This is a genomic window from Rhizobium sp. WSM409 (assembly GCF_057653825.1).
In genome coordinates this window covers 179,595-194,992 of sequence record NZ_JBYGKP010000004.1, presented here as the reverse complement: position 1 = coordinate 194,992, position 15,398 = coordinate 179,595, and the positions used below count along the sequence as shown (strand labels likewise).

Here is a 15,398-nt window from a genome sequence, read left to right as displayed (position 1 = left end):
TTTACCTCACCCGGATGCGTGGATCGAGCAGCATGTAGCCAAGGTCGCCAAGCAGCTGCGTGACAACGGCGATGGCGACGGTGATCAATGTAGCGGCCTCGAGCGTTGCGATATCGCCGAACAGACTTGCATCGAGGATCAGGCGGCCGAAGCCCGGATAGGCAAAGACGAGCTCGGTGACGACGACGCCGCTGATCAGAAAGTTAATTTGCAGCAGCAACACGGTGAACGGCGCGATCATCGCATTCCGCAACGCGTGGCCGAGAACCATGCGGCGCGTGCTCATGCCCTTGAGGATTGCGGTGCGGATATAGGGCCGCTCCATGACGCCGATCATCGAGACCCGGATCATGCGGGCCACATAGCCGAAGTCATAGATGACGAGCACCGCGACGGGCAGGACGAACTGATACGGCACAGCCCAGCCGCCATCGCTGTTGAGCGGACTGGTGCCTGGCAGGATCGGCCAGAGGATCACGAAAAGCGTCACCAGGAAGACGCCTGACGCGAACTCCGGAATAGACGTGAAGGTGATACAGATGACCGATAGCGTCCGGTCCAGCACCCCACCTTCTTTCAACCCCGACAGGATGCCGAAAATGATCGACAGCGGGACGATCAGCAAGAACGCCAGCCCGGCGAGGATCGAGGTATTGCCGAGACGATCCCAGATGACATCGTTGACGGGCAGCTTATTCAGGGTGGAGTAGCCGAAGTTGCCGAAGTACTGGGCGCCGCGCGGATCCTTGAAGCTTAACCCGGTGGTCGGATCCTGAAGCGGATCGGGAATTGCGCCGACGAGCACACCGAGCCAGCGGCCGTAGCGTACCAGCAGCGGATCATTGGCCTTCAGTTTCTGGGACAGCAGGTCCACCTGCTGCTGGGTAGCGAAAGGACCGAGCGATTTGCGCGCCACGCTGCCGGGAGTGAACTCGCAAACGGCGAAGACGAGAAACGAAGCACAGAGCATCGTCACGACCATCATCGCCAAGCGCTTGAGGAAGAAATTCGCCATAGCCGGAGGAATCCGAATGTCCGAGCCCAGCACCCGACCGCGCGAACGCGGCCAGGCGCCAGCCGGGAGGTTACGCCGAGATCGCGTATTGATGCGCGAAGATGTATTGAGAAGGATGGAGCTCGAAGCCCTTGACCTTCTTGTCCATGACGGTCGAGAAGACGCGCCAGAAGGGCTGAACGATGGGCCCGTCATCCTGCATGATCGCCTCGATCTTCGCCATGACCTTGCTGCGTTGCTTCGGATCGAGGATGCCCTCGGCTTCGGTCAGCAGCTTGTCGAAATCCGCGTTGGAATAATTGGACTCGTTCCAGGCGGCATTCGAACGATAGGCAAGCGACAATGTCATGATCGCCAGCGGCCGGTGACCCCAGGCAGTCAGGCTGAATGGCGCCGTTGTCCAGACTTCCCAGTATTGGGCGCTGGGCAGGGACTTGATGTTGATCTTTACGCCGATGTCCTTGAACTGCTCGGCAAGGACCTGCGCCGTGTTCAGTTCCCAGATCGGATCGGGACGTGTGACCATGTCGAATTCGAAACCATCCGGATAGCCGGCATCTGCCAGAAGCTTCTTCGCTTTTTCGATGTCGCGCGGATATTTCGGCAGTGCCGCGTATTCGGGATGCGAGGGCGCGACGTGATGGTCTTCGGCGGGAATGCCGGCGCCGAGGAGTGCCGTCTGAATGACCTTGTCGCGGTCGATCGAATAGCGCATCGCCTGGCGCACGCGCTTGTCCTTGAACTGCTCGATATCGGGGTGCATGCGGGCAACGACCGTCTGGGTCGTCTCGACCTGGTGGACCGCCACATGCGGGAAATTCTTCATCGCATTGATCTGGACCGCGTCGGCTTCCGACAGGCCATCGACCTGCTTGGAAGCTATGGCCGCGATACCGGCCCCCGGATTGTCGCCGAGGTCGACATATTCGAACGTATCGAGATAAGGCCCGGTGCCCCAATAGTCGGTGCGGGCTTTGTACTTGGCGCCCTTGCCGACGACGTATTCGGTGATAACGAAGGGACCCGTGCCGTTCGCGTCAGGACCGAAAGCGCCATTTTCTTCGGGATCGATGATGAACATCGGGTAGTGATAGAGGTGCTCGGGCACGGCAATCTGCGGCGAGGAGCAGTTGAGACGGACGGTGTGGTCGTTGACTTTCTCGATGGCGTTGTCGGCCCAGAGCTTGCTCGACTTCTTGGGATTGCCTTTCTCGTCCTTTTCGCCGGTTTCGTATTCCTGCACGAGATAACCGGTGAAGAGCCCGAGCATCGACGAACCGATTGCTGGATCGCAGACGCGCTTCAGGTTCCAGATCACGTCGTCTGCGGTCAATGGCCTGCCCTTGCGCCACTTGACGTCCGTGCGGAGATGGAGCGTCCACGTCTTCAGGTCGTCGCTGACTTCCCACTTTTCCAGCAGATAAGGATGGGTAATGTTGTGGCGATCGGTGAGGGTCAGATACTCGCAGACTTGGCGGATGACGTTCGATTTTTCGGCGAAATCGGCCAGATGCGGATCCTTGATTTCCATGCAACGCATGCCGATGCGCAGGTTTCCGCCCTTCGGCATATCGTCGGCCCGGGCGCCGCCTGGCACCGGAACGCCGGCCAGAGAATATGCGGCTGCGGCCGAAATACCAAGAAGCGTCGCTTTTCGCAGAAATTCTCGGCGGCCGATCGAGCCGCTCGACATCTGTTCGACCAGAGTCGGGATATAGGAATGCTCAGACTTGTCCACGGTTGTCATCTCCTGGTTAGCGCTTTAACTGTTCCGAATTTTTGTTGGTCGGACCGGCCGGCAAGACACTCGCCCCAGGCTCGGTCGCAGCGGACTTTTTGTCCGTCACCCATCCGTCTTGATTTACGTTAAGACGGGATGGACCTCTGTGACATGCGGTGATCCGACATCTTCTCTGCGCGAATCGACATTGTTCATGACATTGGCTCCTCTCGCCGTTTCTCCGCCTTTCGAGTCGCGGCAGGGCTCTCGCGAAACCGCGTGCGGTATGAACGGCCGAAATGCGAAGCCGACTGATAACCGCAGATTTCGGCGATCTCACCGATCGCCAATTCCGTGTAGACCAGCAGTTCTTTCGCGCGTGTCATGCGAAGCTCTATGTAGAAATTGGTAGGACTCTTGCCGAGGTTGGCGTGAAACAGCCGCTCGAGCTGTCGAAGCGAAAGCGCCACGCTACTGGCGAGATCGGAAATTTCGACCGGATCGCCGAGGCTGGCTTCCATCCGACGAACAACGAAGGCGAGCTTGGCGTTCCGGATGCCGAAACGATCTTCGGGCGACATCCTCTGAACGTCATCCTGGCGCCGTATCCGCGCGTGGTTGAACTGGTCCGAGATGAGTGCTGCCAACTCCCGACCCTCCACTGCAGAGATGAGGTAAAGCATCATGTCCAATGTAACCGTTCCGCCCGACGAGGTCAGAAAACGTCCGTCGATCGCGAAAATGTCGTCGGTGGCGAGACAGTTCGGAAACTCGCTGCGAAAGCTTGCAAGCGACTCCCAATGAACGGCACATCGTCGCCCTTCCAATAATCGCGCCTTTGCCAGGAAGAAGACCGCAGTGCTGACTGCTCCAAGCACGCACCCCTCCGAATGGATGCGCCTCAACCATGCAAAGACATTGGCATCATAGGCATCGGCATAATTGATGCCTGCGCAGAGGATGACGATATCGCAGCGCGGCGCCCTGCCGATTGCCGCATCTGCATCGAAGCCTAGTCCGCTGCTGGACTTCACATGGCCGCCATCCGCCGACAGGATGAGCCACTCAAAGGCCTTTCGCTTGGCCAGACGATTGCCCTGCCGCAACGAGTCGAGCGCCGCTGCAAAGGTCATCAGAGGGAAGTCCGGCACCAGGAAAAAGCCGATCCGGATCGGTCGATGCCCCTGTGCCAATTGCTTAAGCGTATAGGTCTGATCCGTCATGGGGCGAACTCCAAACATCCCGGTTGCCCTGCTTTTGCCGGTCCGCACCAGCGCAGGTCTTAGGCAGGCAACGAAACACAAACATCCACGACTAAGCGTCATCGCTTGGTGAGCCGCAAGTCGCAAAGGCCGCAATGTTCCTCGCCATCGATGAAGCAACGCAAATTGATGGACACATTATGCTCGTCGATTTTGAGCCCGATTATAATGCCGGCGCCTGCGTGGATTCAAACGTCATCGCGAGATACGAACCGGCGCCAGTTCTTTTGATCAGCGGACATCCGAGCGCGAGCGCAGGTTACTGTTTCGGTCGCTAGTCAGCCCTAAGCCGCGTTTTCGGCGACGCCTTAAAGACTATATGTTCTTCAGGCCGAAACCCGGAGAGTGGATAATGCGGCGTTCAGCGTTCGAACCGATCCAGCATGCTCTTCAGTTGTGCGTTTTGCAGCCGAAGCTTCCCCGCCAGTTGATCCCGGAGCAGCCTGATTTCTCCATCAAGCCTGATTGCATCGTCGGAAACGATGGCAAGGCGTGGAGATGGTCGCGAAACGACATCGACGACGTCCGCTTTCCTGGCCTGTCTGCGGCGTTTTCGCGCTGTACCTTCGTCAATCCGCGAGGGATTGGGCGCGGCGAAAGACATTCGCAAGAGGGATGGTGGGCAATGTCGAGGTGGCTTTATCCAATGTCATCTTGCTCTCGACAGAGACCGGACTCGCGGTCCGATAATTCACAAGTGCTGTGGGTTAACCCCCGTTTCTATTCGATCCTGAGTTTCAGCATCGAACAGGTTGATGCTCTGCGCATCGACGCTAAAACGAACCTGATCGCTTCTGCGTCCCTGGAAGCGCGCTTCAGCTCTGGCCACGATCGCGTGGTCGCCAACCACAGCGGTGACCATTGTGTCTGGACCCGTTGGTTCCACGACGTCTATCACTCCGTGGATCGCGGCATTATCCCTCTCGACGACCTTAAGCTCTTCCGGTCTTACCCCAAGGACACAATCCCGGCGTCTGGCTGCGCTATCTGGTATACTGACAGGCACGATCACGCCACCGCTCTCAAACCGGGAGCCGCCGTCGTCCGAGATCAATTCGCCCCTGATGAAGTTCATCGCGGGAGATCCGATAAAGCCGGCGACGAACATGTTTGCAGGTCGTTCGTAGATGGTCCTGGGATCGGCAAGCTGCTGGACATAGCCGCCCTTCATCACCGCGACTTTGGTCGCCAGCGTCATCGCCTCGATCTGATCGTGGGTCACGTAGACGATAGTCGTGCCGAGGCGTTCGTGCAGCCTTTTTATCTCGGTCCTCATCTCGACGCGCAGCTTCGCGTCAAGGTTTGAGAGCGGCTCGTCGAAGAGAAACAGATCCGGACTGCGAACAATCGCCCGCCCCATGGCAACGCGCTGCCTCTGCCCGCCGGAGAGGTTGGCTGGAAGCCGATCGAGAAGGTGGCCGATCTGCAGCAGTTCGGCCGCCTTTTGCACCTCCGCCCTGCGCTGCTGCTCCGGAACACCACGCATCTCGAGGCCAAAGCCAATGTTCCGCTCAACCGACATGGTCGGATAGAGCGCGTAGGACTGGAATACCATGGCGATGTTTCGATCCTTCGGTGGGAGGGCCGTCACGGATCGATCGCCGATCGCGATATCACCAGACGACGGCTCATCCAATCCCGCAATGATATTTAGCAAGGTCGACTTGCCGCATCCTGACGGTCCAAGGAGCACGAGAAAGCCACCATCCTCGAGGTCGACGTCTACTCCGTGCAGCACCTTGAATGCGCCATAAGACTTTTGAACATCCCTGATGGACAAGCTCGACATGATCGTCTCCTAACCCTTGACCGCGCCTGCGGTGAGGCCCTGGACCATCGCGCGCTGGACGAACGCAAACAGAATGACGACTGGCAGAATACTGAGCATGCCACCCGCAGCAAGAACGCCCCAGGGCAGTTGAAACTCGCCGACCATCAGTTGCAGACCGACCGGCCAGGTCCTCGATCCCTGTCCGGTCGTCAGCATCAGCGCGAAAATGAACTCGTTCCAGGCGGCGATCGCGATAAACACCGAGCTGGCGACAAGACCGTTGCGCGCGAGCGGCAAGACGATGCGCACCATGGCGCCCAATCTGGTGGACCCATCGATACGGGCGGCGCTTTCAAGCTCTTTCGGGGCCGCGTCAAAGAAACCTTTAAGCATCCAGACGAACAGCGGCAGCAGAAAGCTGGTATAGGCAAGCGCCAAGCCGAAGCGGCTGTCGACGAGGCCAACGGTCCGCATCATCACAAAGAGCGGAATGATCACCATGACGGCCGGGAACATCCGCACCAGGAGGTAGCTGAGCATTAGTCTGTCGCGGCCCCTGAACGATAGCCGCGAGAATGCGTAGGCTGCAAGCGTTCCAGTCAGGACGCAGATCGCCACCGTGATCGTCGTCACCACCAGGCTGTTTGTGATCAGCACCGGAAAATTCGATTGCGTCCAGATTGCGCGGTAGTTCTGCAACGTAATCGTGCGGGGAATGTACTGCATCTGGGAGGTCACGATGTCGGCTTCGTTCTTCAGGGACGTCAAAAACATCCAGACGATGGGTCCGAGGCAGAAAGTCGTCATCGTCAAGAGCACGGCATAGGTCAGGATATCGGCCATGAGGCGGCGACCGCGACGGGTTTTGAAAATCGTCATTCCTTGGAGACCCGCGTGAACTTGATGTAGAGGGTTGCGAACACCATGAGGATGACGAACATGACGACCGAGAGTGCCCCGGCATATCCGAAATTGAATTCGCGATAGGCGGTTTGGAAGGCATAGAGCGACAGCACCTGTGTGGCGTTTCCTGGCCCCCCACCTGTCAGAACAAGCAGCAAATCGGGTGAGTTCACCAGGCTGATCACGCGCAGGATAACGGCCGCGGTGATCACCGTTCTCAGCATCGGCACGGTGATCAGTTTGAACTGCCGAACCGGCCCTGCGCCGTCGACAGCAGCGGCTTTGTAAAGATCTTCGGGAATGCCTTTGAGACCGGCCAGAAACAGCAGTGCGAAGAATGGAAACCCATGCCATGCCTCAACAAGGATAGTCGCGGCCAGGGCTGTGGCCGGATCGGCGAACCATGCCTTGTAGGTGCTCAACACGCCGCTGCGCACCAGCAGATCGTTGATGACACCCAGACGAGGGTCGAGCAAAAGCGCCCACATATGCCCTGCGACAACGTTCGGCAAAAAGTAGGGAAGCAGGATCAACACACCAAATAGCTTCGTGCCTGGAACATTGCGGTTCAGCGCGACTGCGGCGATGAAGCCAAGTGTCACCTCGATTGCGATGGCTGCGGCCACCCAGATCGCCGTGTTCTTCAATGATATCCAAAACACCCGATCCGACATCATCGCGACGTAGTGCTTTGCCCCGACCCAGCCGTTGAGAGCTGGTCGGGTGAGACGCATTTCACGTACACTGATGACGAAGCCATAAAGGGTCGGATAGGCGACCACCAGCAAAAGCAGGATCAGGCTCGGAAACAGCAGAAAGTAGACCCAGTAGCGTGTTTCGGACAGGTCGCCGAGAAGCGTAAGTGGACCACGGTGCAAGGCTGGCTTCATTTTTTCACGGCGGCTTGCCGTCCTCTGGGACGCGACGACTTCTCGTCGCGTCGGTTCGCTACCGGAGCGCGGTTTCCAGGCCCTCGATCATTCGGTCGACGGCCTGCTCAGGGCTGAGTTGACCCGTCAGAACGGATTGGAACGTGGGATTGACGACATTTTCGGACCAGCCCGCAGCGCCGACGAAACTGTTCGGCAGACGACCGAAGTCGAGCGTCTGCGAAGCGGCTTGGTAGATTGGATTGGTCTTGATGCGCTCATCCTCAAGCGCTGCCGTTGATGCCGGGAAATAACCCGTAGCTTCCAACAAGGCTATCGCCGCGTCTTTTTCTCCCCAGAAGCTGATCCAGTCCCAGGCAGCGTCGATATTGTCGTCCTTCATGATGCCGTTGCCGGCGTAGGCAACACGCGCGATATGTGCCTTCGGTCCCGCGGGCATTGGAGCGGTGGCGAACTGCTCTCCCGGCTTCAAGGCGGCCGAGATTTCGATCAGCGATCCGGTATGGTGCCAGACCATGGCTGTCTGGCCAGTTCGGAAACCTTCCATGATCTGCCGATAGCTGTCGTTCGGCACGCTTGGAGGAACGACTTTCTCTTTCAAGAACAGACTTGAGTAGAAGGTGATCGCCTCCACCGCGGCAGCCTTATCGATGGCCGCCTGACCGTCCTTTACAATTGGCGAGCCAAAGGCCTCCATGACGTCGATGACGTATTTGAACGCCCCCGCGCCCCCGCGCATTCCGAAAGCGTAGCGTCCCTTTGCCGGATCGGTGAGCTTCCGGCAAGCGGTGACAAACTCATCAAAAGTCCTTGGTGGGCCCGAAAGGCCCGCTTCTTCGAAATAGTCTTTCCGGTAGTACATCCAGTCGACGAAAGCATAGGCCGGAACCGCGTATATCGCGCCGTCCTGAGACATGCCAGCCCACCGGTTCTCCGGCAGATTGGCTTTTCCCTTCCATCCTTTCACCCGCTCGGTGATATCGGTCAGCGCGCCCATCGCCGTCAGATCGGCAAAGCGTTCCGCAATGACCATTCCGGTGTCGGGCCGCCCGCCGGCCACGACAGCCGATGAAACCTTAGCCATATATTCCGAATTCGGAATGCTCTCTTGTGTGACCGTGATGCCTGGATGGGATTTCCCAAACAGCTCGATGATTTTCACCAGGCCGGCCATTTCCGACTGGCTGGCGAAGTGATGCCAATAATTGATCGCTGTGGCAGCACTTGCGGAGCGGACACCACTGGCAAGCGCTAGCGCTGCTGTCGCAACAAGGAATTCGCGTTTGGTGATCTGCATCTCTTCATCCTCCCAGATATCAGAATGGCGATCTGATCGATCAGATGGAGATAGCAGCCTTTTGAAGGTACGGCAACACCAGAGTTGACCTAGATAGCCTGGGATCAAGCCAAGCCGAGATTGCGATTTATCGCCGCCTGGAAATGGGCTTGAAGCGCCTTCTCCGCCGCGTCGGCGTTTCTCGAAGAGCATGCTTCAAGGATTTCCAGATGCTCCTTCAGCGTTCGAATAAGCATGGGGGGCGTCACCTTGCGCTCCAATCGCAGCAAACGCAGATAGTTGTGCATGCGCCGGTATGCGGTATCGATGAGTGGATTGCGCAAGGCGGCGATGATTTGACCGTGAAGATCGAGCTCGATGAGGTCCATTTCCGCAATATGGTCAGGCGTTAGACCATCCTTCTCGAGCTTTCGCAAAAGCCTGGAATGCCGGACTTCCAAGCTGTTCATCAAGTCCTCTCCGGCTTCCTCGGCGAACACGCGAATCGCTGAGCGTTCAATGATCGCGCGGAATTGGTACGTCGAGCGCGTTAGCTCAAGGCCGGGCCTCACGAACTGGATGCCGGAACGAGGATGGATTGTCAGAATGCCTTCGGCTTCCAGCATGCGCAACGCATCGCGAAGCGGCGCAACTGGCACGCTGACAATCTCGGACAGTTCGCTTTGGGAGATAAATGCGCCAACAGGGACCCTTCGTTCAAACAGGCTTTCGAGGATGCGATCATAGGCGAGATCGCTGAGCCGGGGGGCAGCGACTTCCGGTACAGTTGCCTTCGCTTTGCGCGCTTGCGATTTTTTCATCCGTCCGATAATACCTCTGATAGATCAGTTATCAATATAAAGCGATCAGAGAGCACGCTCCATGCCCCTATCCGGATTTCGTATAACCCGATTTCAATTCGCCCGCGACAGGGTAATCGGCGACAGTCAGGTCCGTGCAGATGACGTCAACGTGGCCGCTCTCGAACTTATCGGCGAAACCGGAAAGGTTGGGCTCGGCTTTATTCAAACGCTCTTTCACCCCCTGCCGGATCAAGCAGAGATCGAAGCCGTGTTCAAGCATGAAGCATGGCCCGCGATCGCGGGGCAAGAAGCGATCGGGCTGGTCCATCGCGTCAACCGCCCGCGAGGCGGCAATCAGCGGGCTTTCTCGCTGCCGTTTCACGAAGCTCTTCAGGTCGCATTGTGGGACCTGGCGGCCAAGGAAGTGGGATTGCCTTTGCATAAGCTGCTCGGAAGCCGCCGTGACCGGGTCCGCGCCTATGCCAGCGGTCTAGACTTTCATCTCAGCGACGAGGCATTCCGCGCGCTGTTCTCGCACGCCGCCGCCCTCGGCTACCAGGCATTCAAAATCAAGGTCGGTCATCGCGACTTCCGGCGGGACATGCGCCGGCTCGACCTGCTCAAAGAGGTCGTCCCCGCCGGGTCGCAGATTATGATCGACCCGAATGAAGCCTGGAATTCCAAGGAGGCGCTCGTCAAATTGACGGCGATCCGCGATGCGGGCCATGACCTGCTGTGGGTAGAGGATCCAATTCTTCGCCATGACTTCGAGGGCTTGCGTACGCTCCGTCACGCCGTGAACTGGACGCAGATCAACAGCGGAGAGTATCTGGATGCCAGTGGAAAGCGTCTCCTCATGGAGAACTTCGCAACCGATCTGCTCAATGTTCATGGCCAGGTCACGGACGTCATGCGCATCGGATGGCTGGCTGCCGAGCTTGGCATTCCGGTTTGCTTGGGAAATACGTTCCTGGAAGTAGGCGTCCACATGGCCGTCGCACTCCCGGAAGTCGAGTGGCTCGAATACTCGTTCCAGAATTTTGATCACCTTGTGGAGCAGCCGATCCTAATCCGCGATGGATTCGCCTATGCTCCCGATCGGCCAGGCCATGGTCTTGTTCTTAGCGAAGTATCACGTGAGCAGTGGTCGCGCCCGAAGCGACTGGATGGTTCGGAACTTGGTGAACCACCTGAAAATTCACGCCTTCCTCGTTTGAATGGAATGTGATGCGCAAGCTCGTTGGGCCGTTTGATGCGGTAATGTCTTCTGGCAAAGCCTTATGGTGTCGGTTTTCCTCACCGTCATCATGCCTGGTGACAGCGTCTTGATCCCGGACACAGGTTGTCCACCGGTCGCCGGTTTCTGTGAGAATTATCTGAAACCATCAGGAATCTCGTGAAGCTATCTGCCTTGCCGCCCAGACCAACCATCTGTGAAGCAATGCAGATCCCGTCCTCCGGAATTCGAAGATACCGAATGAATAACTATGCAATCAGTCGCTGAGCATAGCCGGGCTTGATGGGAGTCGAACCCACGGCACCTAAAATCACAGGATGTTTATGGGAGCCAGGGGCTAATCACTTTCAACCCAGCGACCTCAAAGGGCTTGTGTCGCGAGTTGCGACGGCAAGGCCGTTCGCTACGGCGGTGGCCGCAATATATCCATCCGCCTTGCGATCGCCTTCCGTTCGGCAAAATGGGGAAGCACTTCGTCCTCCAGGCGATCGCGAAGGATAGTTTGCGGTTTGCCTGAGGAGCACCTCGGAAATAATCCATCTCAGTTGAGCGCCAGGATTGCCGCGTTCAATGCGGAAGCATAACACAGCCAGACAATATACGGTGCGAAACACCAGAACGCCCACCCGTCACGAGCCTTGGCCATAAAAAACATAGCAACCGCCGACAAGCTCAGGATCGTTATCAGCCCCAGCGAGATAGAGTGGGCACCAAAGAAGATCGGGGTCCACGCCCAATTCAACACCATCTGCAATCCCCAAAGACGGAACGCCGACGAGCTGAAACCTTCGCTCAACGCTACGCGCCAGCCCGCTATCGCGATCAGCAAATATACGACTGTCCACACTGGACCGAACACCCAGTTTGGAGGGGTGAAGAACGGCTTCTCGAGCGACTCGTACCACGCGCCCGGCCTGATGGTTAGACCGATCGCGAATCCGACACCCACGACGCCAATGACAAAAATCGCCAGAAGAGGCGGCCGAACCTTGATACTGCTCATTCGCCTGAGCCTCCATGCTCGATTTCACGGAATATTTTCCCGAACAGATAGCCGTGCAAGATCGCGATGATGCATCGAGCCGCACCTGGAGCGCCGACGACCAGGTCTGCCGATGCCGATTGAAGGTATCAATCCGCGACAGCAGAAAAACGATTGTGGTTGGCCGAAGAAGAAATTACCAGAAGGCATGAGATTACGACAACTCGAATGCTTTCGCGCGCTCATGCTCCACGGCACCATGACCCGCGCCGCGGAAATGCTTAGAATGTCGCAGCCTGCCGTCAGCACCACGATTGCCGCACTTGAACATTCGATTGGCCTGACGCTTTTCGTCAGACGTGGTTCGCGGCTGCATCCGACCCCCGAAGCCCAGCTATTTTACGTTGAAGCAAGCAAGGCCCTCGACGCGATCGAAGGAACTGCGCAGGCCGCGCGGGAGATCAGGTCCGGCCGGCGCGGTTCCCTCAGCATCGTTGCCTATCCCAATGTTTCGATAAGCTTGCTGCCACGGCTCATGTCATCGTTCGCGGCGGACAGGCCCGACCTGCAACTCAAGATCATCACGCGGCCATCCCAGGCGGTCAAGGAACTAATCTCTACGAATACATTCGACATCGCGATCTCCGAACTTCCGACGAATTATCCTATCTCGCATATGGAGGTGTTCTCGTTCGATTGCGTATGCATGCTTCCGAAGGGACATCCGCTGTGTCGCTTCGACACGCTCACGCCACGAGAGCTCGACGGAATTCCCTTCGTGACTCTTTTCAAGGGCGATCCCCTCTACCTCAGTACCGCCGCTGCTTTTTCAAAGATGAATGCCGCCTGGAATGTCATTGTTGAGACGGAATTCCTCACGAGCGCTTGCGAATTCGTCGCTTCCGGTCACGGCGTCGGGCTTATCGACCCTGTGATCAGCGCGGCCTTTACCGACAAGGTCGAACTGCGCCCTTTCGAGCCGACGATCACATACCAGATCGCCATTCTTTACCCCATTCACGACCAGCTATCGCGTGTAGCACTGGATTTCGTGGAGATCCTGCGCAAGGCTTTCAATGACGGTCGCGTGGATTAGCGGCCTAGGTTTTCCCGACGCGGGCGTATGGTCATGAAACGGAGCCACCGGACGTTTACCGAGTCTGTGTGAAGCCGTGCGTATATTTCGGTTCGATCCCCGACCCACACTCGAAAAACCCCGCCAGCGCGAGATAAAACCAAGCCATTTCGGCATCCTTGAAGCCGTCGGTCCTGTCCACCCCCTCAAAGGGCGGGCAGGATTTTTAAGTCGGGCTCAATCCCGCAGCGGTGGATACCAGGAGTCGGGTTCCGGATAGTCCCAGTCATCCGGGAACGCATATGTCTCGAAGCAGGTGGTTGTATCCTCCTCGGTGGCGAAGAATGCGAAGTGGTTACGCCCCATCCACGACCCCGATTGTATCTTCTTGAAACCGCGGCGCTCGAATTCCGCAATCCGTTCCTCGAAGGGGATATTGTTGCAGTCATAGGCCACGTGATGAATGCCTTCGCCGTGCGCCTTGAGGAAGTCCGCGAAGATCGTCGGGCCGGAGACCGGCTCCATCAGTTCCCAGACCATATTGCCAGACTGCGCAAAGCAGACGGTGAGCTCGAATGAAACCGCTTCACCCCTGTAGGTCTGGTTTTCCGTGTTTTCGGGGCTGAACTTGTAAACGCGCCAAGGTCCAATGCCGAGCTTCAGCAGGCCGTCCATGGTACGTTTGTGATCGCTCGTGACGATCGCCAATTCCACCACGTTGCCGAGGAAAGAATCGGTTTCAGCCCCGCCGGAAAGCGCCTTCAGGACGCTGTCCTGTTGAAGAACGATAGTCATTGCATTTCCTTTTCTCGGAGAGATGGTCGCGCTGCCGCGACCCCTTCGGTCTCATTCGCCACGGACAGGCAACGTCAGTGCGGACGCGCCGACATCCGCGGTCCTTCGGAGCTTGTGAGAAACGATGTAGGCCATGAACGCGACGACAAAGCCGGCCAGCCAGGAAAGATCAATTCCGCCCAGGCCAAGGGCAAGGGGGCCTTGAAGGACTTCGACGACGCTCATCTGGAAGAGATAGGCAGCGAAGACGCCGACCAGCAATGACAGGACGCCGGTCCAGTTGACGTCACCGAGCCGGCTCGTCGTGTGCGGCTTGTACAATTCGTCGACATTGATCGACCCGCGGCGCATAACGAAGAAATCGGCAGCGGTTACGCCAGCCCAGGGGCTGATCCAGACGACCATCGTCACCATGAACGTTTCGAACGCATGCGCGAAATCTTGCGACTGCATGAAGCCGTAGAGAATGATCGATCCCGCAACGCCGCAAGCGAGCGAAACGACCCAGCGGGGCTTGTTGATATCCATGGCAAGGCTTGAAAGCGCGGCGGAATAAATGACGACGATGTTCGTTGCGATCGGCCCGTGAACCAGCACGAGCAGGACCGGCAAGGCCATCACGCCAAACGCCGCGATGATGAGCTGGGCCGGATCGGACCCGACGCCGGCGGAAGCAATCGCCGCGCCGAGCGTGGCGAGCCAGACCGTGGGCACGAACATTCCCAGGAACGTTGCCTTGAAGACGCTGGACGGTTTCAAGCCTGGTTTTGAAAACCGCGTGTAGTCAGACGCATAGACCAGCCAGGATATGCCCCAGCCAATACCGATTGCCGTCATCAGCTGGCTCATCGCGGACCACCGCGCGATACCCGTGACTGTTGAGGTGGACCATTGGATATCAACCGTAAAAGACGCCATGAATGTCATCGCGACCATGATCAGCAGGATCGCCGGCATCGTGTAGCGCTCGAAATACTTGATCGCATTGAAGCCCCAAGCGGCTATCCCGATCTGGACCACCATGATGACGAGGGCGATCGCATATTTCACCTCCATCCCACCACCAATTCCCATGCGATCGAGCGCAGCGACCGAAAGATCGAGTACGATCCAGGTGTTCGTCGCCACCCAGCCCATCGCCATGAGAAGCTGCACGAAAGTCGGCAGGTAGGCGCCGCGGCGACCGAAGGCGAGGCGAGTGAGAACCATCTGCGGAACGCCGGTTCGGTATCCCATGAGGCAGAATGTGGCGAAAAGCGCTGCCCCCACGAGATTGCCGATCGCAATGACGAGAAACGTATCCCAGAGGCTAAGCCCCATCTGGATTCCGAGCGCTCCCAGAACCCAGTTGATCGGAGCGACGTTCGCGCCGGCCCAGATCCAGAATTGGTCGAGTGGTGATGACGTTCGGTGCGACACTGGAACCGGCGCGATGCCATGGACGTCGTATGCCGACAGTTCGTCTGAGGTGAAATTGGCGGATTTTGACATTGGATTCCCCTGTCAGGTTGTTGCTCCTACTCCCGGACGCCACTTTCCGCAGGTGTGACAGATTTATGAAAATGAAAACTTCTCAACCCGGGTTGAGCCAAAGTGGAAAGTAGGGGAGAAACATGTAAGACGGGATTGCTTGGCAGCCCTATATGGCTGCCTCTGCGTTCTGGCCGGG

The 15,398-nt window shown here is 57.7% G+C and carries 13 protein-coding genes and 2 pseudogenes; 2 read left to right on the top strand and 13 right to left on the bottom strand.

Annotation, left to right across the window (positions count from 1 at the left end; genetic code table 11):
* Window position 1: 1 nt before the first annotated feature.
* The 9 genes and pseudogenes from AC25BC_RS31855 to AC25BC_RS31815 all read right to left on the bottom strand — a co-directional run bounded on the left by AC25BC_RS31855 (window position 2) and on the right by AC25BC_RS31815 (window position 9,658).
* Complete coding sequence (locus AC25BC_RS31855) at window positions 2–1,015, bottom strand: ABC transporter permease (RefSeq protein WP_128439540.1); 1,014 nt, start codon at window positions 1,013–1,015, stop codon at window positions 2–4.
* Between the two features lie 70 nt (window positions 1,016–1,085).
* Window positions 1,086–2,762: an ABC transporter substrate-binding protein gene (locus AC25BC_RS31850; protein ID WP_245459858.1), complete on the bottom strand. Its 1,677-nt coding sequence runs from the start codon at window positions 2,760–2,762 to the stop codon at window positions 1,086–1,088.
* Between the two features lie 185 nt (window positions 2,763–2,947).
* Complete coding sequence (locus AC25BC_RS31845) at window positions 2,948–3,958, bottom strand: GlxA family transcriptional regulator (RefSeq protein ID WP_012760395.1); 1,011 nt, start codon at window positions 3,956–3,958, stop codon at window positions 2,948–2,950.
* A gap of 400 nt (window positions 3,959–4,358) precedes the next feature.
* Window positions 4,359–4,592, bottom strand: a pseudogene (locus AC25BC_RS31840) (hypothetical protein); the annotation flags it as partial.
* Between the two features lie 96 nt (window positions 4,593–4,688).
* Window positions 4,689–5,786, bottom strand: coding sequence for an ABC transporter ATP-binding protein (locus tag AC25BC_RS31835; RefSeq protein ID WP_012760397.1), 1,098 nt, complete (start codon window positions 5,784–5,786; stop codon window positions 4,689–4,691).
* 9 nt (window positions 5,787–5,795) lie between these two features.
* Window positions 5,796–6,647 (bottom strand): carbohydrate ABC transporter permease, encoded by an 852-nt coding sequence (locus AC25BC_RS31830; RefSeq protein ID WP_206642395.1) that lies wholly within the window; start codon window positions 6,645–6,647, stop codon window positions 5,796–5,798.
* Complete coding sequence (locus tag AC25BC_RS31825) at window positions 6,644–7,561, bottom strand: carbohydrate ABC transporter permease (RefSeq protein WP_017997327.1); 918 nt, start codon at window positions 7,559–7,561, stop codon at window positions 6,644–6,646. Before AC25BC_RS31825 ends, AC25BC_RS31830 begins: the two co-directional genes overlap by 4 nt.
* A 58-nt stretch (window positions 7,562–7,619) precedes the next feature.
* The gene (locus AC25BC_RS31820) at window positions 7,620–8,858 is read right to left on the bottom strand and encodes an ABC transporter substrate-binding protein (protein ID WP_128439563.1); all 1,239 of its coding nucleotides are present in this window, start codon (window positions 8,856–8,858) and stop codon (window positions 7,620–7,622) included.
* Between the two features lie 104 nt (window positions 8,859–8,962).
* A complete protein-coding gene (locus AC25BC_RS31815) occupies window positions 8,963–9,658 on the bottom strand; it encodes a GntR family transcriptional regulator (protein WP_012760401.1) in 696 nt (231 codons plus the stop codon).
* A 61-nt stretch (window positions 9,659–9,719) separates the two neighbouring features.
* Here AC25BC_RS31815 and AC25BC_RS31810 point away from each other — a divergent pair, with 61 nt between their 5' ends.
* A complete protein-coding gene (locus tag AC25BC_RS31810; RefSeq protein WP_164903019.1) occupies window positions 9,720–10,868 on the top strand; it encodes a mandelate racemase/muconate lactonizing enzyme family protein in 1,149 nt (382 codons plus the stop codon).
* A 330-nt stretch (window positions 10,869–11,198) separates the two neighbouring features.
* Here the strand turns inward: AC25BC_RS31810 and AC25BC_RS31805 are convergent.
* Both AC25BC_RS31805 and AC25BC_RS31800 read right to left on the bottom strand, forming a co-directional pair.
* A pseudogene (locus AC25BC_RS31805) lies at window positions 11,199–11,394 on the bottom strand (PIN domain-containing protein); the annotation flags it as partial.
* Between the two features lie 24 nt (window positions 11,395–11,418).
* Window positions 11,419–11,880, bottom strand: a complete 462-nt coding sequence (locus tag AC25BC_RS31800) for a TspO/MBR family protein (RefSeq protein ID WP_012760403.1) — start codon at window positions 11,878–11,880, stop codon at window positions 11,419–11,421.
* A 112-nt stretch (window positions 11,881–11,992) separates the two neighbouring features.
* On the opposite strand from AC25BC_RS31800, the gene AC25BC_RS31795 reads away from it, so the two are divergent.
* Window positions 11,993–12,955 (top strand): LysR substrate-binding domain-containing protein, encoded by a 963-nt coding sequence (locus AC25BC_RS31795; protein WP_003555080.1) that lies wholly within the window; start codon window positions 11,993–11,995, stop codon window positions 12,953–12,955.
* A 216-nt stretch (window positions 12,956–13,171) separates the two neighbouring features.
* Here AC25BC_RS31795 and AC25BC_RS31790 read toward each other — a convergent pair whose 3' ends face one another.
* Both AC25BC_RS31790 and AC25BC_RS31785 read right to left on the bottom strand, forming a co-directional pair.
* On the bottom strand, window positions 13,172–13,729 hold the full coding sequence (locus AC25BC_RS31790; RefSeq protein ID WP_003555081.1) for a VOC family protein: 558 nt from the start codon (window positions 13,727–13,729) through the stop codon (window positions 13,172–13,174).
* Between the two features lie 51 nt (window positions 13,730–13,780).
* The gene (locus tag AC25BC_RS31785; protein WP_003555083.1) at window positions 13,781–15,220 is read right to left on the bottom strand and encodes a purine-cytosine permease family protein; all 1,440 of its coding nucleotides are present in this window, start codon (window positions 15,218–15,220) and stop codon (window positions 13,781–13,783) included.
* Window positions 15,221–15,398 lie beyond the last annotated feature (178 nt).